The following is a 17,173-nucleotide window of genomic DNA, read 5'->3' on the forward strand; positions in this document are numbered from 1 at the left end:
AATGTTCAAAGTTGGTACACCGGCTTTTGTTTATCCAAGCTGAAAAAATCGATTGTAACGTCATTTTTTGAGAAACGACTTATTAATTTAGATAGATCTGTTAACGCCAATTCTGCTCTAGCATCGCCCCCTTGGATTTGGTCAACAAAAAAGATAACGTTTTTGGTCTTGTCCGTAATTTGAGTATGATCAGCATCCCGGTGGTTCCAATAGACACATAAGATTGATCCTGCATCTGAATAGGCAACCACTTTTTCATCTATTCGTATAGGTTTATCACCGCCTATAGGAAGCATTTCTTCGCCTTTTCTCCCATACCTTAAAGAAATACTTCCGGTAATTTGGTCGAGATCATATCCTCCCATGCACAAACAATGCTTTAAAGATACAGCATTGTAGGCATCTACCAACTTATTGATACCGAACACCTTTTTTCCTTTAGAGACTCTTTTATATAAACTTTCAAATGAACACAATACTTTGCTCGGTTTAACTCCCATATCACTGTAAACAGATCTCCAGTTTTGTATCTCACTCTTTGCTAACGAGTCATCTGTGTCTTCCTGCTGATAAACGGCATGATTCATGTACCTTTCGAGTTCCTCCGATTTGTCTGTTTTTGTATCAATCCCTTTTACCGCCAATCCAGAAATGGTTACGTCTGGGTAGCTTTTGAGCACTTCATCCGAAATAGCGATCTCTAAGTTAGCCAACGCGTTGTCCTCCATTTTCAGTAAGTTATCTTAGCTTGGGTAGACTATTACTAATTTATTAAAATGTCATATAGTTCTATCTTCTATCATTCTAGTATTTATTAGGTATAACAGTATAGTTTGATGTATAACAGTTAAACGTTCCTTTTTCATTTACCTGGGTGCGTCAAAAAAAGCCATTCCAGTGACTGAAAGTCTCAGAATGACTTGGTTAAACAAGAGGCACTTTTGATTCTTCATTTCGTTCTTCAAGAAAAGCGGTAAATATTTTACAAAGAGTCTTGATACCTGTTTCTAATAATTGATCATCAACAGCAGCAAAACACAACCGCAGATGATGCATGGCAGGTTCTTTAGGGTAGCAAGCAGATCCAGGGAGAAAGGAGATTCCAAATTTCTTTGCTTCAAACAGCATTTCAGTGGTATCAACCCAAGGAGGAAAAGATATCCAAATATTTACCCCGCCTTTTGGGACAATCCACTTTACTTCCTTCGGAGCATACACAGTAAGAAGGTCGATAACGCGATCCCTTCTCAACTTTAAAGCGATTCGCAGCTTTTTTATATGTTCTTTCATTCGATTCGAACGTAAAAAGGACAGTACCGCCTTTTGGTTTAACAGAGGAGTACCTAAATCTGTGATGGTCTTGGCTGCTATGATTCTGTTGAGATTCGTACCTGAAGTAGCCATCATCCCAATTCGACACCCTGGAGACAGCGTTTTGCTTAATCCTTTTAAATAAATTACATGTCCATACTCATCTAGGCTTTTTATAGGCAATGGGGGTTTACCGTCAAAATAAATTTCACTCCAAGAATCGTCTTCAATAAGAATAATCTCGTTCGATTGCGCAAAATCAAGCAGTAGTTGCCGCCGCTTTTTACTGAGCAATGTTCCAGTAGGGTTTTGAAAAGATGGGATTGTATAAATCAACTTTGGTTTATTTTTCAATGATGGCAGTAAGTCCACTCTCATCCCGTTCTCGTCGACAGGAATCGATACAATCGTTGCACCTCTCCCTCTGAATACATCAATTGCTGCCGAATAAGTAGGAGTCTCTGTAACAACAATATCTCCTGGACCAACGAAACTACGGGCAACAATATCAATGCCTTGTTGAACGCCGCTAGTAATGACAATATCGTCCGGTTCGATTGCTATCTTTAAATGTTTTAAATAAGCAGACATTTCTTTCCTTAGTGTGATGTCTCCTCTTCCTTCTCCATAAGTAGAAAGTATATAAGGTTCCTCAGAAAGGATTTTTATTGTTTCTTTTATAAGGTAACGGTTCGGAAGTAAGTTCGGCCATATCTTAGAGGAGGAAAACTGGATTTCCTCTTTTCCTGCATTAAATTGCATATACTGAGCACGTGGCAAGTAATCTGTAACCGTTAATTGCCAATCATAAGATAGCTGCTTTTTTTCATCCTCGGTTTGGGTTGTCCCACTATTTTTGCGGACAAACGTTCCTTTTCCTTGGATTTTTTCAATCAACCCTTGTTTTTCTAAATGGTTATAGGCTTTATTTGCAGTCATAAGACTAACTCCAGTTTTTTCTGCTAGTTTACGAACAGATGGTAACTTGCTTCCTTCTTCTAGCAGGTTGGAGCGAATCCGGTCAGCAATGTTGTCTTGAATTTGTTGAGCAATCGGTATTTCAGAATGCCGATTTATTTCTATTTTCAAAAAAACACCTCCATCTGTTATGTATGTTCATTTACTGTTATACGGCTTTATTCTAATATTAGTTTAAATGAATTGTAACATATAACAATTGACAGGTGGAGGAAGTGGAGGGCGAAAATGAAGGCGGAAACAAAAGAAAATCCCTGGCAGTCAACAGATAAAAAAGCAGCATTTATGGATGGCGTCTATGCTTGCGTGCCTACATTGTTAGGCTATTTAAGTATTGGTTTTGCAGCAGGGGTCGTTGCAAAAACGGCGGGTTTAAGTGTGCTTGAAATTACATTGATGTCGTTACTTCTCTATGCGGGTTCTGCACAATTTATTGCTGCAAGCATGATTGGAGCTTCCTTTTCAGTCATTGCCATTGCGATTACGATTTTCTTTATAAACATTCGCCATTTGCTAATGACTGCTGCTTTAGCACCTTATTTAAAGAACCTTTCTATCGGGAAGAATATATTGATTGGCGCACAAGTAACAGACGAAACATTTGGCGTAGCAGCCAACAGTTTACCAACTATGAACGGAAACCGGTTTTATTGGATGCTCGGGTTAAATGTAACTGCTTATATTAATTGGGTATTAGCAAATGTGCTAGGAGGGCTATTTGGTGAAATGGTCACGGATACAAGCGCATTAGGAATCGATTTTGCTTTGCCTGCCATGTTTGCGGGTCTATTAGTATTGCAAATGATCAGTCGTTCGAAATATGCCATTGATCTAACTGTAGCCTTGATTGCAATCGTATTGGTAATTGGTGTTCATTACTTGATCCCAGGAAGCTGGTCGGTCATTATCGCTACGTTGATTGCGACTACTATCGGGATGGTGATAAAACAATGGAAATAAATTCGTATATTTTATTGGTGATTATAGCAACAGCCCTTGTTACCTTTATTCCGCGAGTCCTTCCATTAGTTGTGCTTACTAGAATGGAGTTACCAGCGTGGTTTTTAAAATGGCTTGATTACGTGCCTATAGCGATTATTGCTGCATTACTAGGTCAAGAAATCTTCATTAATCAAGAGGGGGATATGTCCTTTTCGTTGTATAATTTAAACATTATCGCCATTATACCGACTTTTTTAGTAGCGATCTTTTCCCGTAGCTTATTAGCCACTGTTTTGTCAGGGGTGTTCACAATGATGGTAGTGCAATATCTTTTTTAGTCTGTCGACTCATGATGAAGCATTTCAGTCACCATCCGAAGCATGCTATTTTCTCCCATTGACAATTGGACCATGTAAGCATAAACTGTATCCTAATAGTCGGAACTTTTGGAGAGGATCTTATGGCGATGCCACAGAGGCTCAATTCAATACATCGCCTATGGCACAGAGGCTGCCGCTTTTTGAAATCACCGGATTTCAAAGCGGCAGCCTCTTTTTTGTGGCCTTTAGTCTAATAGAGGGGTGAAGATATGGTTATTTTAACAGGGCGTTCGCTAACGCTGGATGACATGGAAGCGATTTTGTACAAAGGGGTGAAGGTAGGCTTAAGCCAATCGTGCATCAACCAGATTGAAGCAAGCCGTCGGGCCGTTGAAAAGATCGTCCAAGACGGACGAACAGTGTATGGCATTAATACGGGTTTTGGAAAGTTCAGTGACGTTCAAGTTGCTGCTGGCGACACTGAGGAGCTTCAACGAAACTTGATCTTATCCCATGCATGTGGGGTAGGCAGCTATTTTTCAGATGAAATTTCCCAGGCAATGATGGTGCTGCGGGCTAATGCACTTGCAAAAGGGTTCTCCGGCGTCCGGTTAGAAGTAGTTGAAATGTTGCTGGAGTTGATCAATAAAGAGGTCTATCCGTGCATTCCTGCACAAGGGTCGCTCGGTGCGAGCGGCGACTTGGCGCCATTATCCCATCTTGCCCTTGTGCTAATCGGAGAGGGTGAAGTCCGTTATCGTGGCGAGCGTATGAGTGCTGCATCGTGCTTTGCTAAACTCGGTATTCAACCCCTTACGCTACAAGCAAAAGAAGGGTTAGCCCTTATAAACGGTACGCAGGCGATGACGGCAGTTGGGGTTGTCGCTTACTTAGAAGCAGAAAACTTGGCGTACAAAGGGGAACAGATTGCTGCGATCACGATGGAAGGGCTTCATGGCATTATGGATGCTTTCGATGAAGCGGTTCACGTTGCTAGAGGCTACCAAGAACAAATAGACGTTGCTGCACGGATGCGGGCCCATTTACAAGGGAGCAAATTAATTACCAAACAAGGGGAACAACGAGTGCAGGATGCCTATTCCCTTCGCTGCATTCCCCAAGTTCATGGCGCTGTTTGGCAAGCGCTCGGCTACGTGAAGGATAAGTTGCTTATTGAAATGAATGCGGCGACAGACAACCCTCTCTTGTTTGATGAAGGGGAAAAAGTGATTTCTGGCGGCAATTTTCATGGCGAGCCAATTGCGTTTGCGATGGACTTTCTTTGCATTGCGATGGCGGAGCTTGGCAATATTGCGGAGCGCCGTGTCGAGCGACTCGTCAATCCACAGCTGAATGATTTGCCGCCATTTTTAAGCCCTGCTCCTGGGCTGCAGTCAGGGGCAATGATCATGCAGTATGTTGCAGCCTCCCTTGTTTCAGAAAACAAAACGTTGGCGCACCCAGCAAGCGTTGACTCCATTCCTTCCTCGGCCAATCAAGAAGACCATGTCAGCATGGGGACCATTGCCGCTCGCCATGCTTTGCAGATTGTCGAAAATGTACGCCGCATATGCGCGATTGAAGCGATTTGTGCGCTGCAAGCTGTTGAATATCGGGGCATAGCGGCGATGGCTCCTGCCACGAAAGCCTTTTATGTCGAGGCTCGCCAAGTTGTACCAACGATTACGGCTGATCGAGTATTTGCCAAAGATATTGAAGCGATGGCACAGTGGCTTCACAATGGTGGAAAAGAAACAGCGGTGCTTAGTTAGTAGGCAAAAAAAAGAAGCAGGTGATAGAAGCCTGCTTCTTGCTTAGTAGAGACCGATTTAGTTTTGTTTTTCATGGCGGTAGGCGCCGTGGGCAACCGAACCAACGTATTCGTTTAGTCTGCTGCCGTGCTTAATCGCAGCAGTGACAAAGTCTTTCGCTGTGTGGATCGCTTCCTCAACCGATTTGCCTTTTGCCAGCGTAGCGGTGATTGCTGCAGCAAACGTGCAGCCTGCGCCGTGCGTGTAGGTCGTATCGATTTCTGGATTTTCTAGCAATGTGAAAGACTGGCCATCATACCAAACATCAACCGCTTGCGGGTGGTTTAGCTTGCTTCCTCCCTTAATGACTACATGGTCTGCACCTAGTTGGTGAATCGTTTGCGCAGCTTGTTTAACATCATCGAGCGTTTCAATACGTTGCCCAGAAAGCTGCGTGGCTTCAAACAAGTTTGGCGTAACGACAAATGCTTTTGGCACGAGGACATCGCGTAGGCATGCATCTGTTTCTGGGTTAAGCGCCTCATCCGCACCTTTGCAAACCATCACTGGATCGACAACAAGCTTGCTAACGCCGTATTCCTCAATTTTGTTGGCAACGAGCTCAATGATTTTAATTGATCCAAGCATTCCTGTTTTAACAGCATCAGCGCCAATGCCTTTTAGCACTGTGTCTATTTGTTTGCCGACGAGTGTTGCATCTTGAGGGAATACTTCATGGGCCCAGTTTTCAAACGGATTTTGAGCAACAACAGTCGTCAAGGCATTCATGCCATAAACGCCAAGTTCTTGAAATGTCTTCAAGTCCGCTTGGATGCCGGCACCTCCGCTTGTATCTGAGCCGGCAATCGTTAACGCTTTATAACGTTCCATTTTTCTCTCTCCTTCCTTGTCCGTGCTTTCCATTATACTAAAGCATGGGCATCCTTAAAAGCAGCGGCGCCTTTGGAAATGATTTCCCTTTACTAAGAATAGACCTCTGTAAAAAATGTAATAGCCTGGAGAGGGATAGTTGTGTATAATGATTCATGTTATCTTATTCTTATCCATTTCGGAGGTCCTAATAATGGGAACGAAAGTAAATGTAAAAAATACACTGCTGTTTGTGCTGCCGTCACTGATTGGCATTTTGTTGTTTATGACACCTTTTACAGTGGTCGAAGAAGGCGAAACGAGTGTCAAGCTGCCTGTAGCCCTTGCCGCCGATTGGCTAATGGCGCTCCTTACGGTGGACACCATTATTTTGATCACTGTCATAGCGATGGTGATTTCTGGGCTCTTATCGATTGTTTTTTCCGTTCTAAAAAAGAGAGGCAACGGGATTAACCCACTTTGGGATGGCGTTTTCGCAACCACTCCTGGGTGGCTCGTCGTTCGCGCCATCGGAGCTATTTTAGGAGTGATGGTGTACTTCCAAATCGGGCCCCAATTCCTAATCTCTGGCGACACCGGCCAAGTATTGTTGAACGATCTATTGCCGTTTTTGTTTACCATTTTTTTATTTGCTGGAATGCTGTTGCCGCTTTTGCTTAACTTTGGGCTGATGGAGTTTGTTGGCTCTTTGTTGAAAAACTTCATGCGCCCGTTATTCCGCTTGCCTGGGCGAGCATCGATTGACTGTATTGCGTCTTGGATTGGCGATGGAACAGTAGGCGTCATGCTTTCGAACCAGCAGTACGAGTCCGGGAAGTATACGCAAAGGGAAGCGGCAATTGTTGCTTCGGCATTCTCTGTTGTTTCGATTACATTTAGTATTTATATTTTATCGCAGCTCGGCATTAGCCACTTGTTTTGGCAGTTTTTCTTTACCTTGTTTGTTGCTGGTTTTTTTGCAGCGATCATCATGCCACGAATTCCGCCGCTTTCCTGGAAACAAGACACGTACATCGATGGCTCTCCAGGAAAACAAGAACCGAAAGTCAAAGGCGTTTGGAAGCATGGCTTTAATGAAGCAATCAGCAGAGCAGCAACGAGCGCTAAAAGTGGCGGTAACATGAAAAACGGCTTCAAAAATGTGTTGGATCTCTGGTTTGGTGTGTTGCCTGTCGTTATGACAATTGGGACGCTTGCTGCCGCAGTCGCGACCTACACGCCACTGTTTGAATGGCTGGCTGTGCCTTTTATTCCCGTCCTTGAATGGATGAATGTGCCACAGGCCGCCGAGGCAAGCAAAACGATTTTAGTTGGTTTTGCTGATATGCTGTTGCCGACAGTCCTTGCAGAACCGTTTGGCATCACTAACGAATTTACACTATTTGTGATCGGCACACTGTCTGTCTCGCAGCTCATTTATATGTCAGAAACAGGAGGCGTCTTAATCGCTTCCAAAATTCCTGTCAGTTTTTTCGATTGTGTGTTGCTGTTTTTAATACGCACAATCATTACATTGCCGATTATTGTACTCATGGCCCATCTCCTGCTTTAAAACCACTCAAACTGATCGTATGACCAGCGGAATTCTCCCGCTGGTTTTTGCTGTTTGGCAACATCGGCCATTAACGTTATGATAGATACAGAGACAACTAGATGAAGAGGAGGAACTGAACATGCCTATTCTTCGTAACGATTGGAACGATGTGATTGGCGGCGAATTTCAAAAAACGTATTACTTAGAGCTGCGCGAATTCTTGAAACAGGAGTACAAAGAGCAGACAATCTACCCCCATATGAATGATTTGTTTAATGCTTTCCACTATACGCCGTTTGAACAAGTGAAAGTCGTTATTCTTGGGCAAGACCCTTATCATGGCCCAAACCAAGCCCATGGATTGAGCTTCTCTGTTAAACCAGAAGTGGCTATCCCACCATCGCTTAAAAATATGTATAAAGAATTGCAAGACGATCTAGGCGTTATGCCTGTAGACCATGGTTATTTACAGCCGTGGGCCGACCAAGGCGTGCTGTTGTTAAACACCGTACTCAGCGTCCGTAAAAGGCAGCCAGGCTCCCATAAAGGCAAAGGCTGGGAACGGTTTACGAACGAAGTCATTCACGCCTTAAATAAAAGGGAAGAACCAGTGGCGTTTGTGCTGTGGGGAAGGCATGCCCAAGCGAAAAAAGAGGCGATTGATGCAACACGTCATTTGATTATCGAGTCGGCCCACCCGAGCCCTTTTTCTGCAAATCGAGGTTTCTTTGGCAGCCGCCCGTTTTCGAAAATCAACCGTTGGCTGCAGGAACAGGGAAAAGCCCCGATCGATTGGCAGCTGCCTATGAAAGCAGAGCTCTATTCTTATGGGAAGTAAACTCGTTTTCCTTGCTGTATCTTTTGCAGTTGGCTGGTTGGTGCAAATGCTTGGCATGCCGGCAGGTTGGTTGCTTGGCGCTTTGGCGACGGGCATCTTTTGGTCTTTTTTTGTCCAAAAGCTCATATTCAAAAGCGAACTGTTCACTGTTTCACTTGCGTTAGTCGGCATTTCGATTGGCTTTATGGTCATTCCTGAGGAGCTGTGGGCATACAGGATGTTGTTGCCCGCTTTTTTATTGACGTTGGCATTGACTCTTGCAGGTGGGATCTTACTTGGAAAAGGCTTTGAGAAGTGGGCGCATACGACAGGGAATACAGCATTCTTTTGCTGCCTGCCAGGGGGCGCCTCGGAAGTCATTGCTTTAAGCGAGCGTTACCAAGCAGACCAGCGCATTGTAGCGGCGTTCCATACAACTAGGATTACTTTGTTTGTGCTCGTCGTCCCTCTTCTAGTCGGCCTCGCTACTGGAGGAGGAGGCGTGTCGCTGCCAACTGCAGCGACACAGCCATTTGCAGCAGATGCCTGGCTTGTTTTTCTTGCGTTGCTTGGTGCAGCGGTTATTTTTTGTTTAGCACGCTTTGTCACGTTTCCCGGAGCGCCCATGTTTTTGGCAATTGCCCTTGGCTTTGCCGTCCATCAGCTGCTTGTGCCTGAATATAGCATGCCAAATATTGTTCTTGGCAGCGCCCAAGTGCTGATCGGCTCGTTGATTGGCATGCGCTTTGACCGGAAAACACTCAAAGAGCTTAGCCGTATCGGCGCAGCAAGTGCAGCGGCGTTGGCCCTTTATGTTGTGATGAGCGTCGGGCTAGCACTGATTTTTTTCGTGCTTACGCCGCTGCCGTTTTTTACAAGTTTGCTAGCGATTGTGCCAGCTGGGGCCGCGGAAATGGCTTCGACAGCGGCTCAGCTAGAACTAGACGCGACCGCAGTAGCAACACTGCAAATGCTGCGCGTACTTGCCTTATTCATCGCTTTGCCGTTTCTGATCAAATTATTTGCTAAGAAGGAAAACCAGCCCGCTTCTTAACATAGGAAAGCCCCCAAGGACATACGTTTCCGGGGGCTTTTAGCTAAACGCTCATTCGCAGTTCCACCATCTGTACGCCTCAATGGTAAGTGCTTGCTCTCAGTAAACCTCAACCAGTGATTCGCTTGTTTTGTAGGTCTTTCGTAGTAGGAAATAACCCGATCTGCCCCAAAAACAATGTTAGATATCCTAACATACTTATAGAACAATTCTGACATCGGATTATAATGACCATATAAAACAAGGGCTGGGGGGAGACGAATTGGAAACTGTACTTATGGATAATTTATGGCTAACCATTTCCGCAATATTAGTTCTTCTTATGCAAGGCGGTTTTATTTTGCTTGAAGCTGGCTCAACTCGGATGAAAAACGCCGGCCATATCGCAGGCAAAACCATTTTTACGGTCGGTATTGCTTCGCTTGTCTTTTGGGCTGTTGGTTATGGCTTTATATATGGGGACGGCAATCCCTTTATTGGCATGGCTGATTTCTTTTTTGGTAATTATGCAGATGGTGTTGGTTCGGTCGACTTCTTTTTCCAACTTACGTTTGCAGCAATCGCGTTAACGATTGCCTTTGGTGGTTTTGCTGAACGGGGGAAACTTGCCGCATACGCAATTTTTGCTGTGTTGTTCTCCGCCTTTGTTTACCCGCTCGTCGCACACTGGATTTGGTCAGACCAAGGCTGGCTTGCTCATTTAGGAAAGCAAGATTTTGCCGGTTCGACGGTTGTTCACTTGACTGGCGCAATGGCCGCTCTTGCAGCGACATTCATTTTAAAGCCACGCCTTGGCAAGTATGACAAAAATGGCAAAGTCAATGACTTGTTTGGTCATAACCAAGTGTATACAGCGCTTGGCGTGTTGATTTTGTGGGTCGGTTGGTTTGGTTTTAACGCCGGTTCAACTGGCGGCGTGGCTGATGCGTTCTTTGGTTATGTGGCACTAAACACACAGCTTGCGGCTGGAGCAGGCACCATCGCAGCACTGTTTCTTGTTTGGGCGCTTAATGGAAAGGCCGACGTGCCAACTACATTAAACGGGACGCTCGCCGGCTTAGTTGCCATCACTGCTTCTTGTGCATTCGTTGCGCCGTGGGCAGCAGTCCTTATTGGCATCGTTGGTGGATTGATTGTCGTCGTCAGCATGAATATGTTTGATAAACTTAAAATTGACGATCCTATTTTTGCCTTAAGCGTTCATGGTGTTGCTGGTGTGTGGGGAACTCTTTCGAACGGACTGTTTGCAACGCCTGAATTGGCTGAAATGAACGGCGGCCTGCCTGGATTGTTTTATGGCGGTGGTTTTGAGCAGCTTGGCGTCCAACTATTAAGTGTTGTTGTGTGCGGCGTGTTTGCTTTTGTGGCTTCTTACGTATTGCTGTTAATGACAAAAGGGCTTCTCGGCGGAAACTTGCGTGTGACCGAGGAAGAAGAAATTCTAGGGCTCGATATGAGCGAGCACGGTTCTTATGGCTACCCTGAAACTGTCCAGTCTGAAAAGCAGTCTACGCGAACAGGTTCTTAACATGAGTAAACCACTTGCTTATGCAACAGAATTGCAGGCTTATCATGAACAAAAATTACATGCTGCTGTTTTTGCCGCAGTAGAAGAAATAAAAAAGGAGCTGGGAGAATTCCCTGCTCCCTTTGCCTTTTTTGTTATGGGGAGCGCAGGGCGCAAGGAGCAGATTTATGATAGTGACCAAGACCACGGCATTGTTTTCAAAGGAGAAGACGATCGACATTTGCCCTATTTTTTAACACTTGGCGAAAAGATTGTCACACAGCTTGAAGCCGCCGGCTACGAACGTTGTGTTGGCGGTGTGATGGCGTCCTGTGAACGGTGGTGCGGTTCAGCCGAAAAATGGTTCCAGCAGCTACAACATTGGCTCACAGAGGATACGTTTGAGCATGTGCGCTATGTTCTCACCTTTTTTGATGCACGGACAGTTCTAGGTGAACATGCATTCGTTTTGGACTTGAAAAAAGAATTGTTTGCCCAAATGGAACGGAAGCCCCACTTAATGAAACGGTTTGCTGACAATACCGGAAGAATGCCGCAAGCTTGCAATTTATTTGGGCAGCTGCTTGTCGAACAGCGCGGTGAACACCAAGGTGCATTAAATCTGAAAGAGCAAATTCTGTTTCCCTATGTCAACGGCATGCGCTTGCTCGCTCTTCAGCAGCGCATGATGGCAACGTCTACTTTAGAACGATTCGCAGCTCTTCCACCGGGAAGCGGTTTTGAGGAAGCAGAACATTCTTTTGCCTGCTTGTTTGAGCAGCGAGCTTACTGGATTAAACAATTTGCTTCCTATAAATACATTTTCCCCGGCCAACTGACAAAAAAAGAACGGAACGACTTGAAAACGTGGGCAAAAGAGGGGCGCCGCCTTTATGAAACGATCCAGAAAAGGCTTGAGGTAGGCGGAAGCAAATGATGAATAACATGATGCAATTTATGCGGCAATTATCAAACCGCCTCGGGTTCGCCATGTCTGCGTCAGAAACGGAGAATGCCGCCCAAATGGCGCGTTTTCGGCGCTTTCAAAAGGAAGCCCAGCTCGATGTCCTCCACATTCCTTTTGCTCAGCTCCCTATTGTCGTATTTGACTTAGAAACAAGCGGATTCCATCCAGATCAAGGCGATGGCATTCTATCGATAGGGGCCGTGAAAGTAACTGGTAATGAAGTCCACACCGATCATTTTTACGAGACGATCAAACCAAAACAACCTCCATGTGAGGAGGTGCTTCGTCTGACCGGTTTGTCTTTGCAGGAGCTAGACCATTCTCCGCCAATAAATGAAGTGTTGCTGCGATTCTACGATTTTACTGGCGCAGCAACACTGGTTGCACACCATGCTGCCCATGAGCGCAAGTTTATGCGCCATGCGACATGGCAAGAGCTAGGCCGTACGTTTACACATCGGCTCATCGATACAACCTTTTTAACGAATATTACCGCCGCCCACCAGCAGTTTCAATCACTAGATGAATGGTGCGATGCTTATGGAATAGCGATTAGCCAACGTCACCATGCATTAGCGGATGCACGTATGACGGCCAAACTTTGGGCAAAACATATTACGCTGGCAGAACACGCGGGCTATTCCTGCCTCGGGGATATTTATAAAGAGCTTGCTCTAAGAAAATAAAGGGAGCAGGCTCTTTTTGGAGAATAAAAGAAGAAGAATGAGAATCGTTGCCGTTTCTAGTGAATCAAAGAGGTGACCTAGCTTAACCTGGAGAAATGAAAACGGAGTCGGTTTTTGTCGTGAAAACACGATTTTCTTTAAGACGTTTCTCCGTGCTATGATGGTTGAGTTGATTTCATCATGAGCAAATGCAGCGGCTCTCCCTTTCATAAGTGGTATGTCGCATTCGTTTTTGCATGATGAGAAAGGAGGCGTTTATGCATATAGACGCAGAGGACGTGCTGGTGCAAATGGAACGGCAAATGGGTAGAATCGCTAAAGCCGTAAAAGACAATGACGGTTACAAAGTAAAAGAAGCAGCAGCTGTGTTGGAGAGCTATTGTCAGTTGTTAAAAGGGCATCATCTTGAAACAAGGCTGCAGCAAGAGAAAACAAAACCAATTTCGTATCCATTGCCTGTTCAAAAGCAAACCCCTGAAACGCAGGAACTTGGTTCCCCTTTGGCACAACCTGAAGGTGAACAAGAGGAAAAGCGAAATTTACTCGATTTTTGATAAAGTCGCCTCATTTATAGAGGCAGGCTTTTTATGAGAAAGGATGTCGATGCTCATTCGTTATGAAATTATTATTTCCATTATGATTTATTTGCTCATTATGCTAGTCATTGGCTACTATGGCTATAAAAAAACAGTTAGCCACTCCGATTATACACTCGGTGGCAGAGGCCTTTCCCCAGGAGTAGCAGCGTTGAGCGCTGGTGCCTCCGATATGAGCGGTTGGTTAATGCTGGCTTTACCTGGTTCGATGTATTTGACAGGAATTGGCGCTGGTTGGCTGGCGTTTGGCTTAACGTTAGGCGCTTATTTAAACTGGGTCTTTCTTGCTCCGAGGTTGCGTACGTATACAGAAACGGCAAACGATTCGATTACCATTCCAGCCTTTCTAGAAAACCGATTTAATGATACATCCAAACTATTGCGGATACTATCAAGTTTCATCATTATTGGCTTTTTTACGCTTTATGTTTCGGCAGGCATGGTATCCGGCGGCGTTGTGTTTGAGTCCGTGCTTGGAATTGAGTACCGGACAGGGCTTTTGATTGTGGCAGGAGTGACACTTGCGTATACGCTGTTTGGCGGTTTTTTAGCAGTGAGCTGGACAGATGTCGTCCAAGGCGGCGTTATGATGTTGGCATTATTGTTTGTGCCGGTTTTTGCACTGGCAGAGGTTGGCGGAGTTCCAACCGCATTTACGCAAATTCGCCACATTGATCCGCTTTTAATGGACATATTCCGCGGTGTGTCCGTTATAGGCATTATTGGTTCCCTCGCTTGGGGGCTTGGCTATTTCGGTCAGCCGCATATCATTGTCCGGTTTATGGCGCTAAGGACGGCTAAAGAGGCAAAACCGGCACGACGCATTGGCATGACTTGGATGATTTTGTCTATTGTTGGCGCCATGTTTACTGGTCTTGTCGGTAGAGCTTATTTAACAGGAGAAGGGATTTTCTTAGAGACAGCAGAAGCCTCGGAAACGGTCTTTGTTGTCATGGGCGATATGTTGTTTCATCCATATGTCATCGGCTTTATATTTAGCGCGATTCTTGCTGCCGTGATGAGTACGATTTCCTCGCAATTGCTTGTCACGTCCAGTTCACTGACCGAAGATATTTATAAGACGTTTTTAAAACGAAAACCGAGCGATCGTGAAATGGTATTGCTCGGACGTGGTGCAGTTTTAGTCGTTTCATTGGTCGCTTTAGCCTTATCTTGGCAACAAAACAGTACCATTCTTGAGCTTGTCAGTTATGCTTGGGCTGGATTTGGCGCTGCTTTTGGGCCTGTGATGTTGATTTCTCTTTACTGGAAGGGCATTACGAAATGGGGGGCGCTTGCAGGTATGGGTGCTGGGGCCCTTGTCGTTGTCCTTTGGGCCAATACGAACTTTTATGCATTCCTTGGCATGGGTGAACGAGTTTATGAGTTGTTGCCAGGCTTTATCGTCGCCGCCCTTGTGATTTATGTTGTCAGTAAGCTGACTACGAATCCAAAACAAGTCCAGGAAGGGTTTGATGTGTTTAAGCAGCGGCTCGATGAAACGAAGTAAGGACATCTGCCTATCAGACTGTGCAAGCCACATGGAATGACTCTTCCAAAGCAGGGAACGAGACAAACAACAAAGGAACGAGATCCCCGCCTAAAACAGGTACCGATGTTTTAGGCGGGGATTAAGCGTCTAACGGCTAGGAGGACGCCACTCCACAAAAACGCCAAAGTTCAACGATTCTGCATCTTCTACATAACCGTGAAGCACATGGGTAGGAGTAAGCCCCTGCTTCATCATAAACGAAAGGACTTGGTCGCTGCGCTTGCCGTTTTTTACTTCGGAAACGTATTGTTCTGGCCCGACTTCTGTTGAAACGGCATGATAACCAGGAATACGGCAGACAGCGGCAAACCGTGTCAGACCAAGTTTGATGACCGTCTGCTTGCGCGCTTCATAGAGTGCTGCGGCCACCCCTTTGCCACGGTAACGGGGACGGACGCATAAGTCAATGCCATACAGTGTATCTCCATCAGGCTGGTGGGAAGCGCGGATGAGACCGTTGTCACTTATTTCTTCCCATGTATGAGAGCGGTCGGCATTACTGACGAGCAGGGAAGTGGCAGAACCAGCGACTTCGCCATTGACTTCAGCAAGCAAAGCGCCTGCGGGGAAAACGGCTGCGTGTGCCTCGATTTGTTCTGCGGTCCACCATAAGTCTGAAGGGAACGGCGGCGGAAACGCTTCTTTTTGGATTTGTAGCAACGCTCCATAATCGGCTGCGTTATAGCGCCTAATCGCAATCACGAGTCGTTCATCCTTTCTTCACGTTTCATTCAATTATACCATTTCCTTAGCTGCCTATGGCGTGTTGCTAGTAAGGAACTATGCTATAGTGGAAGCATGGACGAAACAAGTGGAGGTGATCAAAGCGTGGCAAAACTCTTTTTGCTGTTGGGCGCACTGGCAATGGCACTTGGTGTAGCGATTGGCGCATTCGGCGCCCATGGGCTTGACGGAAAAATAAGTGAGCGGATGATGAGCAACTATCAGACTGGCGTTCACTACCACATGGTGCACGGGCTCGGCTTAATTGCAGCCGGCTTATTTGCTCTTAAACTAGGCAGCTCCGGGCTTGTGCAAGGAGCAGGCTGGGCATTTCTGGCCGGAATTGTCCTGTTTTCAGGCAGCCTGTATGTCATGGCGTTAACAGGAATCACAAAGCTAGGTGCGATTACGCCAATTGGCGGTGTTGCGTTTATCGTCGGCTGGGTGTTGTTAGGCTTGGCGGCGATACGGCATTTATAATAGGGAACGGCTGAGCTTTGCTCAGCCGTTCATTCTTTAACGAGGAGGGTATTGAGATAAGCCTGGTTCATATCCATACTGGTATGTATAATCGATTGGCTCATCAAATGTAACAAAGTCGAGGTTGACCATTAACAGCAAGTAATGTTCCCCTGTCTCCGGGTTTCCAAGTACAATGTGGTCCCGCCCTGCCTCTTCAATTCTGCCGCGAAATACACGGGCATTCCATTCGCTGTTTCCTTCAAATGTTTGGTGGACGGTCACAAATTTGCCGCGGTTTAAACGCAAGATGTTCTCGATGAAAGATTGCTCTAGCGGCAACATGCCCCCTTGCCCTGGAGGCGGTGTTTGTTGTTGCTGAACAAAACCAGGCACTTGGTATCCTTGAGCGGAAAATTGCGGCTGTTGCCCCATTTGTTGTTGCCCTTGGCCTTGGCCTCCATACGGGCCGTATCCTTGTTGCTGGCGACTTGCTTCATTCCCATCATATGAATACATGTTTGCCACCCTTTCTATCATTAAAATGTGCTAAACACTTCGGCGCACTCTGCTTCAAGTGGCTGGTAAAAACAGTGGCTTTTGAAGCGTCCGGCATTCCATTGCCCCCACCATTGCGCCGGACAGGCACCTTCAGGCCGGAAAAACCAGAGCGAAAAGCTAGCTGGATGCGTTCTCTCCCCGTTTACAAGCCTGCGCGCCAGGCGCCGTTCCCTTTCTCTTGCTCGTTGATAAAAATAGCTTTTTTGCACCGCTTCGAATCCGCCAGGGGATTGGAAAGCCATTTGCGGGATCGTCCTTATATTAGTGAAATCAAGACAGTCGACGCGCACACGGTTGACCATCACATTTCCTGCCATAAGCATGCCTTCCTCGCCTTCACCTTCTGCCTCTGCTCTTATAAGACGGGCGAGCATATCAATATCATTGGATGATGCTTGAATAACAGCCAATTTGACACCTCCACATGTGAATACACTCAAGGTTGGTGAACGTATCCGAACTGCCAATAATACAAAAAATTTTAAAAAACAGAGCTTCTGCTTAAACCGAGTCGTTTTTAAAGA

At 45.7% G+C, this 17,173-nt stretch carries 18 protein-coding genes; 12 read left to right on the top strand and 6 right to left on the bottom strand.

Annotated features, from left to right (window positions below):
* Positions 1-5: 5 nt before the first annotated feature.
* The gene (locus tag N6H06_RS01025) at positions 6-713 is read right to left on the bottom strand and encodes a B3/B4 domain-containing protein (protein WP_263705440.1); all 708 of its coding nucleotides are present in this window, start codon (positions 711-713) and stop codon (positions 6-8) included.
* A gap of 211 nt (positions 714-924) precedes the next feature.
* Positions 925-2,400 (bottom strand): MocR-like pyridoxine biosynthesis transcription factor PdxR, encoded by a 1,476-nt coding sequence (pdxR, locus tag N6H06_RS01030; RefSeq protein WP_263705441.1) that lies wholly within the window; start codon positions 2,398-2,400, stop codon positions 925-927.
* A gap of 117 nt (positions 2,401-2,517) precedes the next feature.
* Here pdxR and N6H06_RS01035 point away from each other — a divergent pair, with 117 nt between their 5' ends.
* The 3 genes from N6H06_RS01035 to hutH all read left to right on the top strand — a co-directional run bounded on the left by N6H06_RS01035 (position 2,518) and on the right by hutH (position 5,323).
* Positions 2,518-3,249, top strand: a complete 732-nt coding sequence (locus tag N6H06_RS01035; protein WP_263705442.1) for an AzlC family ABC transporter permease — start codon at positions 2,518-2,520, stop codon at positions 3,247-3,249.
* Positions 3,240-3,569 carry an AzlD domain-containing protein gene (locus N6H06_RS01040; RefSeq protein WP_062744913.1) on the top strand — a complete coding sequence of 110 codons (330 nt, stop codon included), beginning with the start codon at positions 3,240-3,242 and terminating at the stop codon, positions 3,567-3,569. Before N6H06_RS01035 ends, N6H06_RS01040 begins: the two co-directional genes overlap by 10 nt.
* Before the next feature lie 251 nt (positions 3,570-3,820).
* Positions 3,821-5,323, top strand: coding sequence for a histidine ammonia-lyase (gene hutH, locus N6H06_RS01045; protein WP_263705443.1), 1,503 nt, complete (start codon positions 3,821-3,823; stop codon positions 5,321-5,323).
* 57 nt (positions 5,324-5,380) lie between these two features.
* Here the strand turns inward: hutH and pdxK are convergent, their stop codons facing one another.
* Entirely contained in the window at positions 5,381-6,193 is an 813-nt protein-coding gene (pdxK, locus tag N6H06_RS01050; RefSeq protein WP_062744917.1) for a pyridoxine/pyridoxal/pyridoxamine kinase, read from the bottom strand.
* A gap of 193 nt (positions 6,194-6,386) precedes the next feature.
* Between pdxK and N6H06_RS01055 the strand changes: the two genes are divergently transcribed.
* The 8 genes from N6H06_RS01055 to putP all read left to right on the top strand — a co-directional run bounded on the left by N6H06_RS01055 (position 6,387) and on the right by putP (position 14,864).
* Positions 6,387-7,745 (top strand): YjiH family protein, encoded by a 1,359-nt coding sequence (locus tag N6H06_RS01055; protein ID WP_212954592.1) that lies wholly within the window; start codon positions 6,387-6,389, stop codon positions 7,743-7,745.
* A gap of 121 nt (positions 7,746-7,866) precedes the next feature.
* Entirely contained in the window at positions 7,867-8,565 is a 699-nt protein-coding gene (locus N6H06_RS01060) for a uracil-DNA glycosylase (protein WP_062744921.1), read from the top strand.
* On the top strand, positions 8,555-9,598 hold the full coding sequence (locus N6H06_RS01065) for an AbrB family transcriptional regulator (RefSeq protein ID WP_062744922.1): 1,044 nt from the start codon (positions 8,555-8,557) through the stop codon (positions 9,596-9,598). The genes N6H06_RS01060 and N6H06_RS01065 overlap by 11 nt, the downstream gene beginning before the upstream one ends.
* A 277-nt stretch (positions 9,599-9,875) precedes the next feature.
* Positions 9,876-11,126: an ammonium transporter gene (locus N6H06_RS01070; RefSeq protein WP_062746523.1), complete on the top strand. Its 1,251-nt coding sequence runs from the start codon at positions 9,876-9,878 to the stop codon at positions 11,124-11,126.
* Between the two features lies 1 nt (position 11,127).
* Positions 11,128-12,042 (top strand): DUF294 nucleotidyltransferase-like domain-containing protein, encoded by a 915-nt coding sequence (locus N6H06_RS01075; protein ID WP_263705444.1) that lies wholly within the window; start codon positions 11,128-11,130, stop codon positions 12,040-12,042.
* The gene (locus N6H06_RS01080) at positions 12,039-12,758 is read left to right on the top strand and encodes a 3'-5' exonuclease (RefSeq protein ID WP_062744925.1); all 720 of its coding nucleotides are present in this window, start codon (positions 12,039-12,041) and stop codon (positions 12,756-12,758) included. The genes N6H06_RS01075 and N6H06_RS01080 overlap by 4 nt, the downstream gene beginning before the upstream one ends.
* Before the next feature lie 257 nt (positions 12,759-13,015).
* Positions 13,016-13,312 carry a YwdI family protein gene (locus N6H06_RS01085; protein WP_062744926.1) on the top strand — a complete coding sequence of 99 codons (297 nt, stop codon included), beginning with the start codon at positions 13,016-13,018 and terminating at the stop codon, positions 13,310-13,312.
* A 49-nt stretch (positions 13,313-13,361) separates the two neighbouring features.
* Entirely contained in the window at positions 13,362-14,864 is a 1,503-nt protein-coding gene (gene putP, locus N6H06_RS01090; protein ID WP_263705445.1) for a sodium/proline symporter PutP, read from the top strand.
* Between the two features lie 129 nt (positions 14,865-14,993).
* Here putP and N6H06_RS01095 read toward each other — a convergent pair whose 3' ends face one another.
* Entirely contained in the window at positions 14,994-15,608 is a 615-nt protein-coding gene (locus tag N6H06_RS01095; protein WP_062744929.1) for a GNAT family N-acetyltransferase, read from the bottom strand.
* Between the two features lie 126 nt (positions 15,609-15,734).
* Between N6H06_RS01095 and N6H06_RS01100 the strand changes: the two genes are divergently transcribed.
* Positions 15,735-16,109, top strand: coding sequence for a DUF423 domain-containing protein (locus N6H06_RS01100; protein ID WP_193754437.1), 375 nt, complete (start codon positions 15,735-15,737; stop codon positions 16,107-16,109).
* A 36-nt stretch (positions 16,110-16,145) separates the two neighbouring features.
* Here N6H06_RS01100 and gerQ read toward each other — a convergent pair whose 3' ends face one another.
* The gene (gene gerQ, locus N6H06_RS01105) at positions 16,146-16,607 is read right to left on the bottom strand and encodes a spore coat protein GerQ (RefSeq protein WP_193754438.1); all 462 of its coding nucleotides are present in this window, start codon (positions 16,605-16,607) and stop codon (positions 16,146-16,148) included.
* 20 nt (positions 16,608-16,627) lie between these two features.
* Complete coding sequence (locus N6H06_RS01110) at positions 16,628-17,059, bottom strand: cell wall hydrolase (RefSeq protein WP_212954588.1); 432 nt, start codon at positions 17,057-17,059, stop codon at positions 16,628-16,630.
* Between the last annotated feature and the right edge of the window lie 114 nt (positions 17,060-17,173).

Origin of the sequence: Shouchella tritolerans, from assembly GCF_025770735.1 — a bacterium.
In the GTDB taxonomy this organism is placed as follows: Bacteria; Bacillota; Bacilli; order Bacillales; family Bacillaceae_D; genus Shouchella; species Shouchella tritolerans.